Here is a 20,298-nt window from a genome sequence, read left to right on the forward strand (position 1 = left end):
TTCCCTCCTATTCAGCGCGAATGGCTGATATGTTTTTAATAGGATTGTCAATATTTGAACCATCTTTTAATAATACATGGATTGGGCCATCTTCTAAAAGAGGCTTGCCGTCTTGGCTATATTTTAATATTAGTGTTGAAGCTTCTTCAATTGTGAATGGAAATTCTTGTCCATCTTTGCATTCTAAAACGATTTTTGTCGCTTCAGGTTTAATTTCAGCATTCTTCAAGAAATGACTTAATTGGATACCAAAAGTACCTGTTTCCATTCCTTTACGGTCAAATTTACGCTCTGATTTTAATGTAGGTGGGAATGTGGCCCCCTCCATAATTTCACGAGACCAGTGAGCACCAACCTCACGCATATATTTGATGTCAGAATCTTCCTCAATGTTTTGTGTCGTAAAGTAAGTGTTTAAATCTAATTTACGATCGTCGAATATCCATACAGTGGGATCTAATGTTAGTTGGTATGAGACGGCACCTGTGATAGGAATTATTGTTTCCATAATAGAAATCCTCCTTAAATCTTGTATATCCATGACATAGTATAACGCTAATGCCTAGAGATAATAAAGAAATATAAACCGAATTCTCTATTTTCCAATGAAGACACTTGCATTTTTAACGACTAGAAGATAAACTTTATTAAGATAGAATCGAAGAAATATCAGATAATGGGGGCGTCCTCATGGATACGAAATCACAAACTTCTTTTCAAGAGAAGGCTTTGGAGCTATTAGTTGCTGATGCAGACAAGATTGCTCGCCTTATTCGAGTACAAATGGATCATTTAACAATGCCACAATGCCCTTTATATGAGGAAGTATTAGATACACAAATGTTCGGCCTATCACGTGAAATCGATTTTGCTGTGAAGCTTGGACTGATTGAACGTGATAAAGGCAAAGAAATTCTCGATTCACTCGAGAAGGAACTGTCTGTGTTGCACGATGCGTATACAGACAAATAAAAAGAAAAACTCAAACGCTTCTTTGCGCTTTGAGTTTTTTTACTAGAACGAGGTTTTCTAATGAGACAATACTTAAAACGATATGCACAAAATTTTGATTACCCCTTATTTTTTACGGTCCTATTATTAAGTTTATTTGGGTTAATAATGATTTACAGTTCAAGTATGATGGTAGCGATTGCGCAAAAAGAGCAAGCACCTGATTTTTTTTATCAAAAACAAGTTACCAATTTATTGGTGGCATTTATTGGTTTTATAGTGGCAGCCTTTTTCCCCTACAAGCATTATGCGAATAAGAACATTATGTTATTACTAACGATCATACTAGCGGTGTTATTCACATGGTTAAAATTGTTTGGTCACGGGGCAGATCAAGTAGGCTCTCAGAGTTGGATTGCTATTCCAGGATTAGGGAATTTTCAACCTTCGGAATATGCGAAACTATTTATTATTTTATATTTTGCAGCTGCTTTTTATAGAAAAGCGCAAAAACATACGTTTGAAAAGCTACAACCAACTGAAATTTTTTATCCCATTTTCCTATGGATTTTAGTGGTTGCTGGGGTAGCTTTCGAAACAGACTTAGGAGCAGTTATTATTCTGTGTGGAATAGCTGTATCTGTAGTAGCTTCAAGTGGCATTCCCTTTAAAACATTTTGGAAGTTCTTTGGTGTATTAGTAGCCTTCGGTGCAGCAATCCTTGGCATCCTTTTGCTATTCAAGGGGGAACTACTAACTGATAACCGTAAAGGACGGATTCTATCTTATTTAAATCCGTTTGAATATGAGAGTGGTAGTGGTCACCAAGTGGTGAATAGTTATTATGCCATTGGCGGAGGTGGCTTAGAAGGACGTGGTCTTGGTCAATCGATTCAAAAATTAGGGTACTTACCTGAACCACAAACAGATTTTATAATGGCGATTATAATGGAGGAATTGGGAATATGGGGAGTTTTAATTGTCTTAGGTGGTTTAGGATTTATTGTATATAAAGGTTTTTCCATTGCATTACGAACAAAAGATCCGTTGGCACGCATGATTGCAGCTGGTATTGCGAGTTGGATAGGCTGGCAATCGTTTATTAATCTTGGGGGGATAACCGGGTTAATCCCGTTAACCGGTGTAACGTTACCTTTTATAAGCTATGGCGGTACATCTATAATCATTCTATCTTTAGCGATGGGAATATTAATCAATGTTTCTATGTTTGAAAAGGTAGAGAGGAAAAAAACACAATCATAAAGGGGGATATCTATGGAATCAATCAACAAAATTCTCGTAGCTAATCGAGGAGAAATTGCAATTCGTATTTTCCGTGCCTGTACGGAGCTGAATATCCAAACCGTTGCCATCTATTCAAGGGAAGATAGTGGTGCCTTTCATCGCTTTAAAGCAGATGAAGCTTATTTAGTGGGAGCTAGCAAGAAACCAATTGATGCCTATTTAGATATTGAAGGTATTATTGCCATCGCAAAAGATGCAGATGTTGATGCGATTCATCCAGGGTATGGTTTTTTATCAGAAAACGTGGAATTTGCACGTCGCTGTGAAGAAGAGGGGATTGTCTTTATTGGACCAACTTCTCAGCATTTAGATATGTTTGGGGATAAGGTCAAAGCACGTTCGCAAGCTATTGCGGCTGAGATTCCTGTTATTCCTGGTACAGATGGTCCTGTAGCCGATCTAGCAGAGGTAGAGGCATTTGCTAATGATTATGGCTTTCCAGTTATGATTAAAGCGGCACTTGGCGGTGGTGGGCGTGGGATGCGTCTTGTGCATACACCAGAGGAGCTTGCTTCTTCTTATGAAAGGGCAAAATCAGAGGCAAAGGCTGCTTTTGGATCTGATGAGGTGTATGTTGAAAAGGCCATCATCAAACCAAAACATATTGAAGTACAAATTATTGGCGATCAGCAGGGCAATATTGTGCATTTATATGAACGTGATTGCTCGATTCAACGTCGTCATCAAAAAGTGGTTGAGATTGCGCCATCCCATTCGATTTCACAAGAGTTAAGAAATCGTATTTGTGATGCTGCTGTGAAATTAATGAAGAATGTCTCGTACATAAATGCAGGGACAGTGGAATTTTTAGTTGCAGGAGAAGATTTTTATTTCATCGAGGTGAACCCTCGCATTCAAGTAGAACATACGATTACAGAAATGATTACAGGTGTCGATATTGTCCATGCCCAAATTAAGGTGGCAGCAGGCTATGGTCTACACAGTGAAGAAATTCATATGCCGAAGCAAGAGGATATGCCAATGATTGGCTATGCTATTCAGGCTCGTGTGACAACGGAAGACCCTGCTAATGACTTTATGCCGGATACAGGAAAATTAATGGTTTACCGTTCAAGTGGCGGTTTCGGTGTGCGTTTAGATGCAGGGAATGGATTCCAAGGTGCTGTCGTTACACCATACTATGATTCTTTACTAGTGAAAATCTCAACATCAGGCATGAACTTTAAAGAAGCTGCTGCGAAAATGGATCGTAATTTAAAAGAATTCCGTATTCGTGGTGTCAAAACAAATATCCCGTTTTTAAATAATGTCGTCACACATGAAAAATTTTTATCAGGTGCTTTTGATACAAGCTTTATTGATACAACACCAGAGTTATTTGAATTCCCTGTTCGAAAGGACCGAGGAACTAAGCTGCTAAGCTATATTGGGAATGTTACATTAAACGGCTTCCCTGGAGTAGAGAAAAAATCTAAGCCCATTTTTGTGCGACCGAACATACCTAAAATCGATCCACTTATTGTGCCACCAGCAGGTACAAAGCAAATTTTAGACACACAAGGGGCAGATGGCTTAGTACAATGGATTTTAGCACAGGATGATGTACTGCTAACAGATACAACATTCCGTGATGCTCATCAATCCCTGCTCGCTACACGTGTTCGATCACAGGATATGTATCAAATTGCTGATGCAACAGCTCGTATGATGCATCAACTATTCTCGCTGGAAATGTGGGGTGGGGCAACATTTGATGTAGCCTATCGTTTCTTGAAAGAAGACCCGTGGGAGCGTTTAGCCAAACTACGTGAGCAAGTGCCAAATGTGTTATTCCAAATGTTATTGCGTGGAGCCAATGCTGTTGGTTATACGAACTATCCTGACAATTTAATCCGTGAATTTATCGCCGAATCGGCAGCATCAGGCATTGATGTCTTCCGCATTTTTGATAGCTTGAACTGGATTAAAGGCATGGAAGTAGCTATTGATGCAGCGCGTCAATCTGGAAAAATTGCGGAAGCGGCTGTTTGCTACACAGGAGATATTCTGGACGACAGTCGTGCCAAATATTCGGTGCAATATTATAAAGATATGGCGAAAGAGCTTGAAGCAGCAGGTGCCCATATTTTAGCGATTAAAGATATGGCTGGTTTATTGAAGCCAGAAGCAGCTTATCGTTTAATTTCCGAGTTAAAAGAGACGACAAGTCTGCCAATCCACTTGCATACACATGACACAAGTGGTAACGGGATTTATTTATATGCGAAAGCTATTGAAGCAGGAGTAGATATCATTGATACAGCTCTTGGCTCTATGGCTGGCTTAACATCTCAGCCAAGTGCAAACTCTTTGTACTATGCGATGAAGGGCGGTAAACGCGAGGTACGTGCGGATATAGATGCTTTAGAGAAATTATCGTATTACTGGGAAGATGTACGTAAATACTATAAAGATTTTGAAAGTGGTATGATCAGCCCACATTCTGAAATTTATGTGCATGAGATGCCTGGTGGACAATATAGTAACTTACAGCAGCAAGCAAAAGCAGTGGGTCTTGGCGATCGTTGGGAAGAAGTAAAACATATGTATTCCCGTGTAAATCTACTATTTGGTGATATTGTTAAAGTAACACCATCTTCCAAAGTGGTAGGCGACATGGCACTTTTCATGGTGCAAAATGATTTAGATGAAAACACAGTGCTAACTCGAGGGCAAACGATTGATTTCCCAGATTCTGTTATTGAATTCTTCCAAGGCTATCTTGGACAGCCACATGGCGGATTCCCAGAGGCACTACAGCAGGTTGTGCTCAAAGACCGCCAAGCAATTACAGTTCGTCCAGGAGAGTTATTAGAGCCTATTCAGTTTGAACAATTAGAGACTGTACTGGAGGATAAGTTAAATCGTCCTGTTACGAAAAAGGATGTATTAGCCTATGCACTCTATCCAAAAGTCTTTGAAGAGTATGCGAAAACGGAAGAATCCTTCGGCAATATTTCGGTTCTAGACACACCTACATTCCTATATGGCTTAAAGCTAGGGGAAATTATTGAAGTCGAAATCGAAAAAGGAAAAACGTTAATTATTAAACTTGTTTCCATTGGTGAACCTCAGCACAATGGGACGCGTGTTCTGTACTTCGAGTTAAACGGACAATCTCGTGAATTGGTTATTCAAGATATGACCGTAGAGGTAGATGGTAATCTAGCTTTAAAAGCAGATCCAAGCAATCCAAATCAAATTGGTGCTACAATGCCAGGTACTGTGTTAAAAGTCGTTGTTTCCAAAGGTAGTCCAGTTAAACGCGGTGACCACCTATTAATCACAGAAGCAATGAAAATGGAAACAACCGTTCAAGCACCGAAAGACGGCGTTGTGAAAGAGGTTTATGCAAGTGCAGGGGATGCCATTTCAACAGGGGATTTATTGATTGAAATTGAATAAATAATCATGAAAAAGGTTATGAGATGCTATTTGAGCATCTACATAACCTTTTTCATTGTATTTAAATATTAAATCCTTTAAAATTTGATTAAGTAATCAAAAAAATAATTAATTAATCAGAAGGAGGATCTATGGATAGCCATAAAAACACGTTTATTCAGGAAGCTAGAAAGCAACAAATTATTGCAGCCACTATAACGACGCTAGATGATATTGGTTATATCAAGGCAAGTTTAGCACAAATTGCTAAACGGGCTACTATCAGTACAGCATTAATTTCATACCATTTTGCAGATCGTCAAGATTTGATCGACCAAAGCCTGCAAGCGTTACTTGAACAATCCGCAACATTTATTTTGACAAAAACATATGCTGCCGATGATCCAGCTACACAATTGGCAAATTTCATAGAGGCAAGTATTGCTTATCAAGCGACACATCCGAAGGAGAATGCGGCATTATTAGAAATTATATTCAATGCTCGTACAGCTGAGGATGTTCCTTATTATAAAATTTCGGATGATGGTGAAGATCCTTTATTGAAGGCTTTATGTAAAATATTAGAGGATGGTACAGAACAGGGGACATTTACTGTTGACTCTGTCCAGGTGATGGCAAAAGTGATTCAAGGTGCTATTGGTGAATATATGCTAATAGGGGGACCGATTTCGGTTGAGGCAGAGGAATATAGTCAAGAAGTAATTAAGATTATGTGGACAGCAATGAAAGTAGAGGGACATAAAAATGCTTAAAGCACTATTTAATTGGATGTTTGTCATTGGTTTAATTCTATTAGGAGGTCGTCTTGTAACGGTTATTTGTCGATATTTCGATATTCCTTTTACAACATTTTTTAAAGACTATGCGCTAGTATCTATGATTATTTTAATTGTAGGAATTATAGGAACGGAGACCTTGAAGAAACAAAAATAAGAATCATAGAAAAAAGATTCGTCACATAATAGGTGGCGAATCTTTTTTGATAGCCTATTTCTTTTTTTCATTATAATTACTACGAGCAACTAACATGATCATGTAGCATAATAGACCGAATAAAAGGGAAATGAATAATGAATGCAGTAAAGCGACTGTTAAATTCAGTCTAGTGAGGACTACTAACATACCAGCAACCACTTGTAAAACTACTATAGTAAAGGCAATAACCCATCCATAGTAAATAACACGTTGATTTTTATATTCTTTCACAGCGTGCCAAGTTATGTATGCAATCCAAATGAAAATAATAAGAACAGCTAGTCGATGTCCCATTTGCACCCACTCGTACATGTTATTCGGTAGTGCGAAAGGTGTTTCATTATAGCAAAATGGCCAGTCAGGACAAATTAAGCTCGAATCTGTATGACGAACCAACGCCCCTGTATAAACAACTAAATAAGAATAAATTGTGACAGCAATTGTATGCCAACGTAACTTTTTACCAATAAATACGTTATCGGCATCAAATTTTCGATCGACCTCAAATACAATCATAGAAAGAAGAAGAACCGCAGCAAAGGAAATAAGAGAAATTCCAAAATGAAGTGCAAGGATGAAATCACCTTGTCCCCATAATACTTGAGCTGCTCCAATAAGAGCTTGCGCGATTAAGAAAAACATCGCTAAGAAACCTAATAGCTTTACTTCACGAATATGTCCGAGTTTACGCCATGTCCAAATGGTTAACACAAGAATTGAAATAGATACGACTCCAGTTACAAGACGATGTGAAAATTCAATCAGGACTTCTGGTGTAATCTCCTTTGGAATAAGAGATCCATTACAATCAGGCCAGTTTCGACCACAGCCTAAGCCACTATCTGTTTTGGTAACGAGAGCTCCACCTAGTAATATAAGGAGCATCCCTACTGTAGCGGCAACAGCAAACCACTTTAAATACCTGTTGTGTTGCATAAAATGAGTCACCTACTTTATCTATCAACATTACAAGAGCGTAATGTTTCTGCTACTAGATAATATCGAAAATACGTATAAAAAACAACTTGTAAAGAGAAGGGAGTAATAGATGTCGAATCCATTTCACAAATTGTTCATAATTTCGTGCTTTAACCTTCACAATTCATTTTAGAAAATGTTTTACTATAGATATGTTGTTTTTATTTATATTTCTAGACAAAACTAATTTTTACAACTTCATCTAAATTTCACTTAATGTCTAGAAATCAATCGCAAATTTCGCTATAGTTATTGTTAGCGGAATATGCTTACAAAAATGAAAGGAGAGGTATTATGTCAAACGGTCGTACACTGGCGGCTACTAGAAATACTGGCCCAGAAACAACATCTGTTGTAAAAGATTTCTTAGCACTAATAAAAATTGGCATCGTTAACTCGAATCTTGTCACAACGTTTACAGGGATGTGGCTGGCTTTTCAGTTTACTAGTAGACATTTCTTGCAAGAGCTTGATGTTATATTCTACACCATGCTGGGTGCGGCATTAATCATTGGTGGCTCAGGTGCAATGAATAACTTCATTGATCAGGATATTGATCCTATCATGAAAAGAACAAAAGCAAGACCGACAGTGACTGGCAGATTCAAGCCGAATTTTGTATTGACCATTGCCCTCTCATTTTTAATTGTAGGTGAAATTTTGTTATTTGCGGCATCGTTTGCAGCCGGCATGTGGGGACTAGCAGGAATATTTGCTTATGTCGTTCTGTATTCAATGTGGTCAAAGAGGAAGCATGTTAGTAACACGGTTGTAGGAAGTATTTCAGGGGCTATACCTCCAGTTATTGGATTTGCAGCGGTTGAACCTGCTTTAGGTCTAGGAGCACTTGCCTTATTTCTTATTATGTTTGCATGGCAGCCACCACATTTCTATGCGCTTGCTATGAAACGTACGGAGGAATATCGTGCAGCTAAAATACCAATGCTACCTGTAGTAAAGGGATTTAAACGTACAAAGTACTCAATGTTATTCTGGATTCTTTTATTATTACCGTTACCTTTCCTTTTACCAGAGCTTGGAATTGGCTTTTTAACTCTTGCCACTGCATTGAATTTGGGTTGGTTAATACTAGCTCTGAAAGGCTTTACAACAAAAGATGATATGAAGTGGGCAAATAAAATGTTTATTTATTCGTTGAATCATATGACCATACTATTTGTAGCCATCATAATATTTGCGCTGTTTAGCTAAAGTTAGGAATTCTTTCTTTTTTTTAAGAATTCATATAGACAGAACTAATGTCCTAGGAACACATGAAAATACAACAAAGAAAGAGGGGTTTAATTAAGCATGATGAAAGGGCTTAAAAAATGGCGTCTTTTTTCACTTCTAGCAGTGATGATGGTTTTCCTTTCAGGTTGTGGTGAAGATTATCTTTCTACACTAAAACCATCTGGAGAAGTAGGTAAACAACAATTAAATTTATTACTGTTAACTACTATAATTATGACGCTAGTAGTAGTAATCGTATCCGTTATTTATTTACTTGCATTCCTAAAATACCGTCGTTCACGCGTTGGTGAAAATGTTATCCCTAAGCAAGTAGAGGGTAGTCACACATTAGAAGTGATTTGGACAGTTATACCGATTATTTTATTATTAATTATCGCTGTACCAGTTGTTACAACTACTTATAAATTTGCAGATGTTGCTGCAATGGATGAGGTAGATGAAGAAGGGAATAAAACTGCCCTAACGATCAATGTAACAGCAAAATTATACTGGTGGGAATTCGAATACCCTAACCAAGGTATCGTAACGGCTCAAGAGCTAGTAGTACCAACAGGTGAAAAGGTTTACTTTAATTTAAAAGCTGCCGATGTTAAGCACTCATTCTGGATTCCTGCTGTAGGCGGTAAAATGGATACAAACGTAGAAAACTTAAACAAATTCTACTTAGTATTTGATAAAGAATCTAAAGATCTTAAAGATGGCGTATTTTATGGAAAATGTGCTGAATTATGTGGACCTTCACATGCATTAATGGACTTTAAAGTAAAAGCATTAAGCCCAGATGCATTTGACGCATGGGTTGATGCAATGAAAGCAACAGAAGGACAAATTGCTGACAAAGCTTCAACAGATCTTGGTGAAGCAACTTTTGCTAACAGCTGCTTAGGCTGTCACGCTATCTCAGGTTCAGGAGCAGGCGGTACACCAGGTCCAAACTTAACTACGTTTGGTGACCGTAACCGTGTTGCTGGTTTCTTAGAACACAATGAAGAAAACTTAAAAGCTTGGATTAAAAACCCAGAAGAATTTAAACCAGGTAACTTAATGATGAACGCTGAAGGCACTGCGCCTATTTACGGTGATTTATCTGATGAAGAAATTGAAGCTCTTGCAACTTATATCATGAGCTTATCAGTTGAAAAATAAATTTCGTTCTATGTAACAAATTTTGAGGGAGGTAAAAGTTGTGAGCTCATACACACAGAAAAAGGGCTTTGGAGCAACTGTCTGGGATTACATTACTACTGTTGACCATAAAAAGTTAGCAGTCATGTATTTATTAGCCGGCACATTGTTCTTCGCTATCGCTGGTTTTGAAGCGTTATTAATGCGTATTCAGTTAATGAAACCAAATAACGATTTCGTGTCAGCTGGTTTTTTCAATGAATTATTAACAATGCACGGAACAACAATGTTATTCCTAGCTGCTACTCCATTACTATTCGCATTTATGAACATGCTTGTACCATTACAAATTGGTGCGCGTGACGTTGCATTCCCGTTCCTTAACTCTTTAGGGTTCTGGTTATTCTTCCTAGGTGCTGTATTCCTTCACCTGTCATTCTTTATGGGTGGCGCTCCTGATGCGGGCTGGACTTCTTATGCATCATTATCTTTATATTCTCCAGGACATGGTATTGACTTCTATGTTCTTGGTTTACAAATTTCAGGGGCAGGTACATTAATTTCAGGTCTTAACTTCATCGTTACGATCATTACAATGCGTGCTCCTGGTATGACATTCATGCGTATGCCATTATTCACATGGACAGCTCTTGTATCAAGTGCATTAATTTTATTCGCATTCCCTCCATTAACAATTGGTTTATTAATGATGTTATTCGACCGTATGTTCGGTGGTAACTTCTTTGACCATACAATGGGTGGTAACACAGTAATTTGGGAGCACTTATTCTGGATTTTCGGACACCCAGAGGTTTATATCTTAGTATTACCGGCGTTCGGTTTATTCTCTGAGATTATTCCAGCGTTCTCTCGTAAACGTTTATTCGGATACTCTTCAATGGTATTCGCAACAATTTTAATTGGTTTCCTAGGGTTCATGGTTTGGGCTCACCATATGTTTACAGTTGGTCTTGGGCCAACAGCAAACGCAATCTTCGCTGTTGCAACAATGGCAATCGCGGTTCCAACAGGTATGAAAGTATTCAACTGGATCTTAACTATTTGGGGCGGATCTATTAAAGTTACAACACCAATGCTTTATGCACTTGGTTTCATCCCGTCATTCGTTGCGGGTGGTGTTACAGGGGTAATGCAAGCATCTGCACCTCTTGACTATCAATTACACGATTCTTACTTTATCGTTGCTCACTTCCACTACGTAATCGTTGGTGGTATCGTTACAGCATTATTTGGTTCAGCGCACTTCTACTGGCCAATTTTCTTCAACCGTATGTTAAACGAAACGCTTGGTAAAATTACTTTCTGGGTATTCTTTATTGGATTCCATTTAACATTCTTCGTTCAACACTTCTTAGGTTTAATGGGTATGCCACGTCGTGTATTCACTTACATGGAAGGTCAAGGTTGGGATCAGTTCAACTATATCTCTACAATCGGTGCATTAATGATGGGTGTAGGGGTTATCTTAATGGTAATCAACTGCTTAATGTCTATTAAAGGCAAGCCAGCAGGTCGCGACCCATGGGGCGATGGACGTACTTTAGAATGGTCAATTCCACAACCAATTCCATTCTACAACTTCCGTCAAACGCCACTTGTACGTGGTTTAGATCCATGGTGGATTGAAAAACAAGAAGGTAATAAAGAAGTGACGTTTGCTGAGCCAATCGGTGATATTCATATGCCAAATAACTCAGCGATTCCATTCGTTATTTCATTAGGTATGTTTATTGCAGCATTCGGTGCACTTTACAATCCAGATGCAGATAAACCATGGTCTATCTATGTATTAATCATTGGTTTAGCTATTACATTTGGGGCGATGATTGTTCGTTCAGTTAAAGACGATCATGGTTTCCACTTACACAAAGAAGAAATTCTTGAAATTGAAGAACATCTTTACGGCAAAGGAGGAAATAAATAATGGATTTCAATACTAAATTTACTCCTCATACTTGGCCAGATCATCCTGAACAAGCTACGATGGAAGGTAAAAATAAAGTCGTTGGTTTCTGGATTTTCCTTGCCTGTGAAGTTGTACTTTTCGCAAGTTTATTCGCTACTTATTTAGCACTTAAGAACAAAGGGCCAGCTGGCATGGAGTTCACAACTCAAGGTTTATTTGAATTACCATTAGCATTTGCTATGACGATGTTATTATTAACATCATCACTAACTTCTGTTTATGCAATTTACCATATGCGTAACTTTAACTTTAAAGGGATGCAAACTTGGTTAGCCATTACTTTAGCTTTAGGTCTTGGATTCTTAGCACTTGAAATCTATGAATTCCAACACTATGTGCACCTTGGTTTTACATTTAACCAATCTGCATTCGCAACTGCGTTCTATTCTTTAGTTGGTACACACGGTTTCCACGTAACTTTAGGACTTGTATGGATTGCAACTTTAATGATCCGTAATGCGAAACGTGGTTTAAACTTGTACAATGCACCTAAATTTTTCGTAGCTGCTTTATATTGGCACTTTATTGACGTTGTTTGGGTATTTATCTTTACAGTAGTTTACTTGATGGGAGTGATCGGATAATGTCTTCACACGATACACCTATAGTTGCTAAGTCACAGGCACAGTATGAGTATGATCGTCATCATAATGCCGTTCATATGCGTAAACAAGTAATCAACTTTGCGATCATGATTTTCTTTACGTTTATCGCATTCGCAGTAGTTGCAGCTGATTTTTCTAAATACTTAATCATGCCATTCGTATTATTATTGGCTGGTGTTCAAGTTGTACTTCAGCTTTATTCTTTCATGCACTTAGAGGACAAAAAAACACACTTTGGTGGTGTTATTGGCTTCTTCATGTGGATGGGGATGTTAATCGCATTTACATTCTTCTTAGCATTTTTAACAATCATTTGGTGGTAATCACCAAAAGAGCACGTTCGTTAATTGTACGAACGTGCTTTTTCTTATGTTTTAAAGTTGTGAAGGTTTCAAAAAGAGACAAACACTGTTAAACTTAACATTTGTTCACCTTTCGTTCATTGCAGTATAGCTGTAAGCGTTTTATAATAGGAGTACTGAAGTTTAAAGGAGTGCGTTCTATATGCCACTTAGTATATTTGGTTTCCAAGCATTGTGGAGTCCCTATTTAATAGGAGTTCTTGTTTTTATAACGATTATCTATTTTTTAGTCACAGTAAAGTGGCGTAATGATTTTAAAGTAAGTGAACCTTTGAAAAAGGGAGAAGCCATTTATTTCGTGTTAGCCATGATTACTATTTATATCATTAAAGGTTCTCCAGTTGATTTAATGGCTCACATTATGTTTACCATGCATATGGTTCAAATGGCGATCTTATTATTGCTTGTTCCGATTTTCTTAATTAAAGGAATCCCTTGGTGGGTTTGGAAAGTTGCGATTGAAGCACCGGTTGTTAGAACGTTGTTTAAAGTACTGACATTACCAGTTGTTGCAGTCTTTGTGTTTATTGGTCTATTTTCCTTCTATCATTTGCCTTCAGTATTAGATTACATTAAATTAAATGAAACATTACATGGTACCTATACATTTGTATTATTTCTTTCAGCTATTTTTATGTACTGGCCTTTAATTCAAAATATGCCTAATAGTGCTAAAATGAAGCCTTTGCATAAATTAGCCTATATTATTGCAAATGCTGTGTTAATTACACCTGCTTGTGGATTAATCATTTTTGCTCCTAATGCAATGTATGAGACATATACAAATGGTGATGCCTGGTTAAAAGCAATGGAGCTGTGTGTACCAGCCTCTACATTATCAGGCTTATCATTATCAGGACCAGAGCTGTTTACAGACATGAAACCTGTTGCAGACCAGCAATTAGGTGGCGTATTAATGAAAATCTTACAAGAGCTTATTTTTGGTGTATTAATTGGGACAATCTTTACGAGATGGTATCGTTCTGAACAAAAAGATCCAGATAAAATTACGGCTGATGCATTAGCTGCACACCAAAAAAAATGGGAAAGTCAACAGCAACATTAATTGTAATATAGAAATTTACTTTGTATAAGGGGTTTTGACAATGGAATTGCAAATTTTGCCTACTATTAGTACATCGTTTATCGTCATTAGTGCTGTACTAGTAGCGATAGGATGGGGCTTAATTATAAAAAGAAATGTAGAGGGGCATAAGAAAGTAATGCTTGCTGCAGGTGTTGCGGCACTTATATTCTTTATTATCTATGCATCCCGTACAATCTTTATTGGAAATACGGCTTTTGGCGGTGGAGAACATTTAAAACCATATTATACGTTCTTTTTGATTTTCCATATTATTTTGGCGACATCTGGAGCCGTGTTTGGTATCGTTAGCATTATTTCGGGTTTGAAAACAAATATTAAGTTACACAGACGTATTGGACCAATCACAAGTATTATTTGGTTCTTTGTTGCCATCACTGGTGTACTTGTTTATTTATTGCTATATATTTTATTTGAACCAGGTGAAACAACATCCGTTATTAAAGCCATTTTAGGGTTTTAAAAAAAATCTCCCTCTTTATTATTGTAAAGGTGGGAGATTTTTTGTAGTTGGTTGAAATATAGAAAGTATCACTACAACAAGTAAAGGGCCTATTAATATCCCAAGAAAACCAAATATTTTAAAGCCGATAAACATGGCAATGAAGGTATTTAAGGAGGAAAGGCCAATTTTATCACCAATAATTTTTGGTTCAATCATTCTGCGGACTAGAAATTGCCCCACATTTAGTAACGTTAGAACGACAGCATATATATAGTCGCCTGCAAATACTTGATAAATGGCCCATGGGACTAAAAGGATAAATGAATCGAGAAAAGGGATAAAATCTAATACAACGAGTGATAAAGCTAACAGTATGGGAAATGGCGTTTTTAAATAATAAAATGCTGCGAAGGATATCGCAAAGATACTAGCACCAACAAGCAATTGTGCTTTTAAAAAGCCGAATAAGGCTAGTTTAACGCGCTGCCCAATAAAAATGATTTTTTGATGATAGTGAAAAGGAAAGGGCATTAATAATTTCCGATTAATGGCTGGCAAATCTAAGAGCAACATATACAAGACAATCCAATAAACAAAAACATCAAATAAAAGGGAGGGGATATATGTTAGTAAAGTAGACAATACATTCACATTTGTTAAGGATATGGCGAATTTTTCTATAGAGGCTAAAGCATTTTCAATCATGAATTGAATTTGTAAAACGAGTTCTACAGGTAAATGATAGGTGTAGTTACTGAGCTTGGATTGCATTTGAATCCATAAGGCCGATAGTTGATTAAGGTACTCAGGAATATCGATGATAAAAGAAGAAAATTGTTTCCAGCTTATATAGAGTATAAGTGTACATAATAATAAAGAGATACTGAGAAAAAATAAAAAAAAGATGAAAACAACTATTTTACGTTTTTTTCGAAACCGTTTGCACATTCGAACAATAATCGGTTCTAAAAGTAACGCGGTTAAGTAGGCAAGGAGGATTGGTAACGATATAGAAATGAACCAGAGAAGCAGAAGCCCAATCGCTATGACGATTATGGGATGCCGAAAAAAAGGACGATTAAAAAAAGATAACATTTTTCTCACCTACATCCATGTAATAGATATAGGTAGTATGAGGAGAAAAAATTTTTTTACTCAAAATAAAAAAAGACTGGACCACCAGTCTTTTCATAAAATGAAGCTACTTACGCTATACTTGCTGTCACTTTAGTTTAATAAAGATTAGCGTGCGTTAACAGGTTCGAAGTTATTTTTATTTGTTGGCTCAATTGAGAATTGATCTAATTCTAATTTAACCTTTTTTAAGATTTCTTCACATTTTGTTACAAGATGTGCTGGGTAAACTTCATCATCCCCATATTCAACACCATGTGGGTAATAGTATTTACCTAGGGCTGGTTTCATTAACGTAAGGATGGCATCGTGTGCACCTACATCACCAGAAATGGCATATGCGAATACGCGTAGGTAATAGCGACCTTCACGAGTATCGAAACGTTTATCGAATGTCATACGTTCGTAATCCCAACCGCCATCACATTCTAAACCATGCTTTTTCATAATGCTGACAATTAGTTCTTGATCAGCTGTTAAATTTTCAAGGTTAGTATTTTCAAAATACATGTATAGTCCTCCTTTAGGTTCTCGTACAAAGTATACGCTCATTTTTATAATAGAGCATATTCGACATTGTTGCAATGACAACATTGTGTCAACCCAATTACAATTGATATAATAACTTACAATAATGGTGATGAAAAGGAGTCCTGTATGAAAGCTTTATTCCGCATTTTAATGGTTTGTGGCGCAATTGCATTAATTGGCTTTATGTTTTTCAATACCCCGCAGGAAAATGAGCCGTTAGAAGGACCAAATACCAATTCTAATATAATCCCTCAAACACAACTAAAGCAACAGTCTGCTGTAGGAGCAATGACACGACCTCAAACAGGCATATCAACTTTGGTAGGAAAAGGCATTCAAACCGTTTTAGAGCAATATGGGGAACCAACGAGAAAAGAACCGTCTTCATTTGGCTATCAATGGTGGGTCTACAATAAAGATGTTGCTACGTTTTTTATGATTGGTGTTGAAAATAATATTGTAACGCAAGTTTACATAGCTGGACAAGAAATCGATGCATTTCCTTTTAAAGTTGGACAAAAACGCGATGAAATATACCGTATGACGATTATTGATTATGAGGTAGCGGCCACTGTGGGAGAAAATATTTTCATTTTCTCGATGAGTGAAGAAGATATGCAAACAAGGTTGCTTGTCAAATTTGATGGCCTTTATGCACAGCTTTATATAGATAGGGAGACAAGTGAGCTACAGGGAATACGTTATACAGACAGTGAAACACTTGTCCTTCATCAACCATATGAAATGAGTTATCAAGGTGAACTAGTGAGACGTACGCCACCGTCTTCATTTTTGCAGCAAGAAATCGATGTAGCTAGCGCCAAACAGCTTGATGATCTCTTAAATGTTACGAGGGTACATCATGAATTACCACCTTTAGCAATGGATGAATCATTAGAAGAAGCTGCAAAAATGCATAGTGAAGATATGAAGGTGCAAAATTTCTTATCACATGAGTCTCCAACTAATGGAGATTTAAAAAAGAGATTACAGGCACATGACATCGACTATAGTGCAGCGAATGAAAATCTTGCCACTGCTTATTTTGATGCGATAGAAGCTATGCATGGTTGGACAAATTCGCCTGAACATAGGAAGGTGTTATTGGATGATCGATATACACGCGTTGGTTCCGGTGCTTTCGTAGATTATTATACGCAAATCTATATAGAGCCTACTGCACAGACGATGGATAGTGAAGAGCAAGATAGAAAAAAACAAGATATTGAAGAACAGGATAACGAAGAACAGAGAAATAAAGAACCAGATAGTGAGGACCCTGTAGAGAATACAGAGCAATCCTCCTCATCCTAACAACAGAATATCAGTTTGAAGACAAGCTCGAATAGCCGAGCTTGTCTTTATTTTTTTATAAGGTAGTACTTTCACTGTGGGCTTCTACATTTTTCGTCACACCGTTACAAACGCCGTCATATGATAGAGAACGGAAAGGGGGAATGAGGCTTGCAACTAGCTGAGTTATTAAAAGATTGGCCATGTAGTGTGACAGGAGGATCCATTCGAACAGAAATTACAGGCGTAGAAGATTATGCACAGGCCGTACAACCCGGCGACATTTTTATTGTACGAAAGGGCAAAAAAACATCAGGAAGTCGTTTTGTTAAAGAAGCGTTGGCACGGGGGGCTGCTGCCATTGTTTCGGAAGAAAGTATTTCTTTGCCGATTATGGATAAAGAAATTCCTTTTGTGTGGGTTCCGAATACAGCATTATTTTTATCGTATGCGAGTGCGAAGCTTGCTGCTTTTCCAGCAGAGGCTTTAACGGTTATTGCCATTACCGGTACAAATGGAAAGACCACGGTGAGCCATTTTGTTAGTCAGCTTCTAAATGCCTTACATAAAAAAGCAGCAGTTATTGGAACGGTTGGCTTTTTCATCAATGGCGAGAAACAACAAACGGCTTACGAGCAACTAACAACATTGCAGGCCAAAGAATTGCATCCGATATTAAAGCAATGTGTACGAAAAGGGGTTACACATGTTGTGCTAGAAGCTTCTTCAATGGGCTTACAGCAGCATAGACTCGACCATTGCGATATTGACTGTGGTGTATTTTTAAATCTATCAGAAGACCATTTAGAAGATCATGGTGGTTTAGAAGCATATAAACGTGCAAAAAAAAGATTAGCCGATTTATCCAAAAAGTTAGTATTAAATGGAGATGATAACTTTTGTCGTTCTGTAGGGATTTATGATAAGAAAAAATCCTGTTCATTTGGCTTTGATAATCACAACGATCTACATATTCAAATTGTCAGTGAAACAGTTGGAAAAACCGTACTTTGCTTACAAACAACAGCGAGTGAGCATATTGTGGAAATTCCTTTTGTCGGAAAATATCATGTACAAAATACTATTGCTGCCTTAATGGCTATATGGCGCCTAGGTGTCCCGATGGAAGATCTAGTTGGTCATATGTGGTCCTTAAAACTACCAGAAGGACGACTTGAGAAGATTGATAATCCTTTGGGTATAGAGGTTTATGTAGATTATGCGCATACAGCAGAAGCCTTGCAAGCCGTTTTACAAACCTTTAATCGTTCCAAAACAATTTACCTTGTTTTTAGTTGTGGTGGAAATCGTGATAAGGCGAAGCGCTTCGCCATGGGAGCGGTAGCAAGTAAATACGCGGACGTTATTTATTTAACAACAGATAATCCACGAGATGAAGATCCAATCGTGATAAATGAAAGCATTATTGCAGGCTTTACAGAGCAACAATATTATGAAATTTACTTAGATCGGAAGCTTGCTATCCATCAAGCGTTAGCAAAGGCGAAAAAGGGCGATATTGTCCTTGTGGCCGGAAAAGGGCATGAACAAACACAGCAAATTAAAAATCAAAAATTGCCTTTTTCCGATCAACAATGCATCAAAGATTATTTTGCCAGTCTCATTACAGACGACGCTGAATAACAAAGAAAGATCCTGTAGCAATAGCCAGCTTGCGACCTGTCTCATCTTCGATATCACATGCCATGACGAGTGTTTGACGTCCTTTATGAACAAAACGACCGCGCGCAATCAATTCTTTATTCGTTGTTGTGGCAATATACGATAGATTCATATTCGTTGTAACCACATTATATCCCTCTGGTACAGAGCGTGAAGCAAGTCCGCCCATAGCTGCATCGGCAATTGTTGCAATAATGCCACCATGAGGCACCTTAATTGTATTATGAATAACTGGTGTAATAGGGATACGAACCTCACTAATTTCAGGCTCAAACTTACCTACCATATGTAGGGCAGCATTAAGATAACGACGGTGAATGCCTTGCTGCTTCTCTCTTAGCCCATTTAAAAGATGTAATAAAACTTCTTCATCTTCCTCAGTACTTTCTTGTAAAATTTCAGCTAGTAATTGTTCTATCTGTCCTTTAGATGTTGTCATTAATTGGAAAACCTCTTTCATTAAAAGTATCAATAATGTAAAATTACCATAAAATCTGTTATGATGGGAAAGAGATTGGGGGAATTAAAAATGATGATGACCTCTGACTGGGTACTCATTTTGGATGAGACCGAAGCGCTTTGTGAGATGATTCTTTCCTCAGAACCTGCGATTGCGCTACAGCAAGCGTATGATGCAGTCTATAGTGATGCACAAATTGTAGAAGCTATTTACGCATTTAATCGCATGAAAGAGCAGTACGAAGATGTACAACGTTTCGGAAAATATCATCCAGACTACCATACAATCATGAAGTCAATTCGCCAACAGAAAAGGGCACTTGACTTGAATGAAAAAGTTTCAGCTTTAAAAATTGCTGAAAACGATTTTCAGGATTTACTCGATGAGATTAGCCTATTAATAGGTAAAACAGTCTCTGAAGCTGTAAAAGTTCCTGTTAGTAACCCATTCTTTGCATCTGGTTCATCTTGCGGAGGAGGATGTGGCTCGGGCGGCTCATGCTCTTGCTCAGCATAAAATACGATGTGTATGTTACACATCTCTTCTAGACTGTAGACAACTCCAAGTATTCACAGGAGGTTGTTTACAGTCTTTTTTCAATTGATAGGAGGAAACATACTTGAATGGCTGTCATCCCTGGTGACAGGATAGGAAAAAAGTTGTTTAGGCTGCTAAAAAGGTTCTAAATCAAGTAACTTTA

The 20,298-nt window shown here is 37.6% G+C and carries 20 protein-coding genes; 15 read left to right on the forward strand and 5 right to left on the reverse strand.

Going from position 1 to position 20,298, the window contains the following annotated elements:
- Nucleotides 1-7: 7 nt before the first annotated feature.
- Nucleotides 8-508, reverse strand: a complete 501-nt coding sequence (locus MHI04_RS04310; RefSeq protein ID WP_036125357.1) for a hypothetical protein — start codon at nucleotides 506-508, stop codon at nucleotides 8-10.
- A 182-nt stretch (nucleotides 509-690) separates the two neighbouring features.
- Here MHI04_RS04310 and MHI04_RS04315 point away from each other — a divergent pair, with 182 nt between their 5' ends.
- The 5 genes from MHI04_RS04315 (at nucleotide 691) to MHI04_RS04335 (ending at nucleotide 6,594) form a co-directional block, all read left to right on the forward strand.
- Nucleotides 691-972: a YlaN family protein gene (locus MHI04_RS04315; RefSeq protein ID WP_036125355.1), complete on the forward strand. Its 282-nt coding sequence runs from the start codon at nucleotides 691-693 to the stop codon at nucleotides 970-972.
- A 60-nt stretch (nucleotides 973-1,032) separates the two neighbouring features.
- Nucleotides 1,033-2,214 carry an FtsW/RodA/SpoVE family cell cycle protein gene (locus tag MHI04_RS04320; protein ID WP_342535367.1) on the forward strand — a complete coding sequence of 394 codons (1,182 nt, stop codon included), beginning with the start codon at nucleotides 1,033-1,035 and terminating at the stop codon, nucleotides 2,212-2,214.
- A 12-nt stretch (nucleotides 2,215-2,226) separates the two neighbouring features.
- Nucleotides 2,227-5,661, forward strand: coding sequence for a pyruvate carboxylase (pyc, locus tag MHI04_RS04325; RefSeq protein ID WP_342535368.1), 3,435 nt, complete (start codon nucleotides 2,227-2,229; stop codon nucleotides 5,659-5,661).
- A 131-nt stretch (nucleotides 5,662-5,792) separates the two neighbouring features.
- The gene (locus tag MHI04_RS04330) at nucleotides 5,793-6,413 is read left to right on the forward strand and encodes a TetR/AcrR family transcriptional regulator (RefSeq protein ID WP_342535369.1); all 621 of its coding nucleotides are present in this window, start codon (nucleotides 5,793-5,795) and stop codon (nucleotides 6,411-6,413) included.
- Nucleotides 6,406-6,594 carry a hypothetical protein gene (locus MHI04_RS04335; RefSeq protein WP_036125343.1) on the forward strand — a complete coding sequence of 63 codons (189 nt, stop codon included), beginning with the start codon at nucleotides 6,406-6,408 and terminating at the stop codon, nucleotides 6,592-6,594. The genes MHI04_RS04330 and MHI04_RS04335 overlap by 8 nt, the downstream gene beginning before the upstream one ends.
- 54 nt (nucleotides 6,595-6,648) lie before the next feature.
- Here MHI04_RS04335 and MHI04_RS04340 read toward each other — a convergent pair whose 3' ends face one another.
- Nucleotides 6,649-7,572, reverse strand: coding sequence for a heme A synthase (locus MHI04_RS04340; RefSeq protein WP_058843455.1), 924 nt, complete (start codon nucleotides 7,570-7,572; stop codon nucleotides 6,649-6,651).
- Nucleotides 7,573-7,908: 336 nt separating this feature from the next.
- Here MHI04_RS04340 and cyoE point away from each other — a divergent pair, with 336 nt between their 5' ends.
- From cyoE to MHI04_RS04375, 7 genes are all read left to right on the forward strand, one after another.
- Entirely contained in the window at nucleotides 7,909-8,826 is a 918-nt protein-coding gene (gene cyoE / locus MHI04_RS04345) for a heme o synthase (RefSeq protein ID WP_036125331.1), read from the forward strand.
- Nucleotides 8,827-8,925: 99 nt separating this feature from the next.
- Nucleotides 8,926-10,014, forward strand: coding sequence for a cytochrome c oxidase subunit II (gene coxB / locus MHI04_RS04350; RefSeq protein ID WP_036125330.1), 1,089 nt, complete (start codon nucleotides 8,926-8,928; stop codon nucleotides 10,012-10,014).
- Between the two features lie 40 nt (nucleotides 10,015-10,054).
- On the forward strand, nucleotides 10,055-11,938 hold the full coding sequence (ctaD, locus tag MHI04_RS04355; protein WP_036125328.1) for a cytochrome c oxidase subunit I: 1,884 nt from the start codon (nucleotides 10,055-10,057) through the stop codon (nucleotides 11,936-11,938).
- Nucleotides 11,938-12,564, forward strand: a complete 627-nt coding sequence (locus MHI04_RS04360) for a cytochrome c oxidase subunit 3 (RefSeq protein WP_036125326.1) — start codon at nucleotides 11,938-11,940, stop codon at nucleotides 12,562-12,564. Before ctaD ends, MHI04_RS04360 begins: the two co-directional genes overlap by 1 nt.
- Nucleotides 12,564-12,908, forward strand: a complete 345-nt coding sequence (locus MHI04_RS04365) for a cytochrome C oxidase subunit IV family protein (protein ID WP_036125323.1) — start codon at nucleotides 12,564-12,566, stop codon at nucleotides 12,906-12,908. Before MHI04_RS04360 ends, MHI04_RS04365 begins: the two co-directional genes overlap by 1 nt.
- 181 nt (nucleotides 12,909-13,089) lie before the next feature.
- A complete protein-coding gene (ctaG, locus tag MHI04_RS04370) occupies nucleotides 13,090-14,013 on the forward strand; it encodes a cytochrome c oxidase assembly factor CtaG (RefSeq protein ID WP_036125321.1) in 924 nt (307 codons plus the stop codon).
- Between the two features lie 40 nt (nucleotides 14,014-14,053).
- Nucleotides 14,054-14,515, forward strand: a complete 462-nt coding sequence (locus MHI04_RS04375; RefSeq protein ID WP_036125319.1) for a DUF420 domain-containing protein — start codon at nucleotides 14,054-14,056, stop codon at nucleotides 14,513-14,515.
- 18 nt (nucleotides 14,516-14,533) lie between these two features.
- Here MHI04_RS04375 and ytvI read toward each other — a convergent pair whose 3' ends face one another.
- Both ytvI and MHI04_RS04385 read right to left on the reverse strand, forming a co-directional pair.
- Nucleotides 14,534-15,592 (reverse strand): sporulation integral membrane protein YtvI, encoded by a 1,059-nt coding sequence (ytvI, locus tag MHI04_RS04380; protein WP_080717108.1) that lies wholly within the window; start codon nucleotides 15,590-15,592, stop codon nucleotides 14,534-14,536.
- A 147-nt stretch (nucleotides 15,593-15,739) separates the two neighbouring features.
- The gene (locus MHI04_RS04385; RefSeq protein ID WP_051891699.1) at nucleotides 15,740-16,141 is read right to left on the reverse strand and encodes a YugN family protein; all 402 of its coding nucleotides are present in this window, start codon (nucleotides 16,139-16,141) and stop codon (nucleotides 15,740-15,742) included.
- Nucleotides 16,142-16,288: 147 nt separating this feature from the next.
- On the opposite strand from MHI04_RS04385, the gene MHI04_RS04390 reads away from it, so the two are divergent.
- Both MHI04_RS04390 and MHI04_RS04395 read left to right on the forward strand, forming a co-directional pair.
- The gene (locus MHI04_RS04390; protein ID WP_036125317.1) at nucleotides 16,289-17,476 is read left to right on the forward strand and encodes a CAP-associated domain-containing protein; all 1,188 of its coding nucleotides are present in this window, start codon (nucleotides 16,289-16,291) and stop codon (nucleotides 17,474-17,476) included.
- Nucleotides 17,477-17,626: 150 nt separating this feature from the next.
- On the forward strand, nucleotides 17,627-19,099 hold the full coding sequence (locus MHI04_RS04395) for a UDP-N-acetylmuramoyl-L-alanyl-D-glutamate--2,6-diaminopimelate ligase (RefSeq protein WP_036125315.1): 1,473 nt from the start codon (nucleotides 17,627-17,629) through the stop codon (nucleotides 19,097-19,099).
- On the opposite strand, the gene MHI04_RS04400 is transcribed toward MHI04_RS04395, so the two are convergent.
- On the reverse strand, nucleotides 19,080-19,577 hold the full coding sequence (locus MHI04_RS04400) for a PaaI family thioesterase (RefSeq protein WP_036125313.1): 498 nt from the start codon (nucleotides 19,575-19,577) through the stop codon (nucleotides 19,080-19,082). The genes MHI04_RS04395 and MHI04_RS04400 overlap by 20 nt on opposite strands.
- Nucleotides 19,578-19,667: 90 nt before the next feature.
- Between MHI04_RS04400 and MHI04_RS04405 the strand changes: the two genes are divergently transcribed.
- On the forward strand, nucleotides 19,668-20,114 hold the full coding sequence (locus MHI04_RS04405) for a YlbF family regulator (RefSeq protein WP_036125306.1): 447 nt from the start codon (nucleotides 19,668-19,670) through the stop codon (nucleotides 20,112-20,114).
- Nucleotides 20,115-20,298: the final 184 nt, after the last annotated feature.

Source organism: Lysinibacillus sp. FSL K6-1151 (assembly GCF_038630755.1).
Lineage (GTDB): Bacteria > Bacillota > Bacilli > Bacillales_A > Planococcaceae > Lysinibacillus > Lysinibacillus fusiformis_D.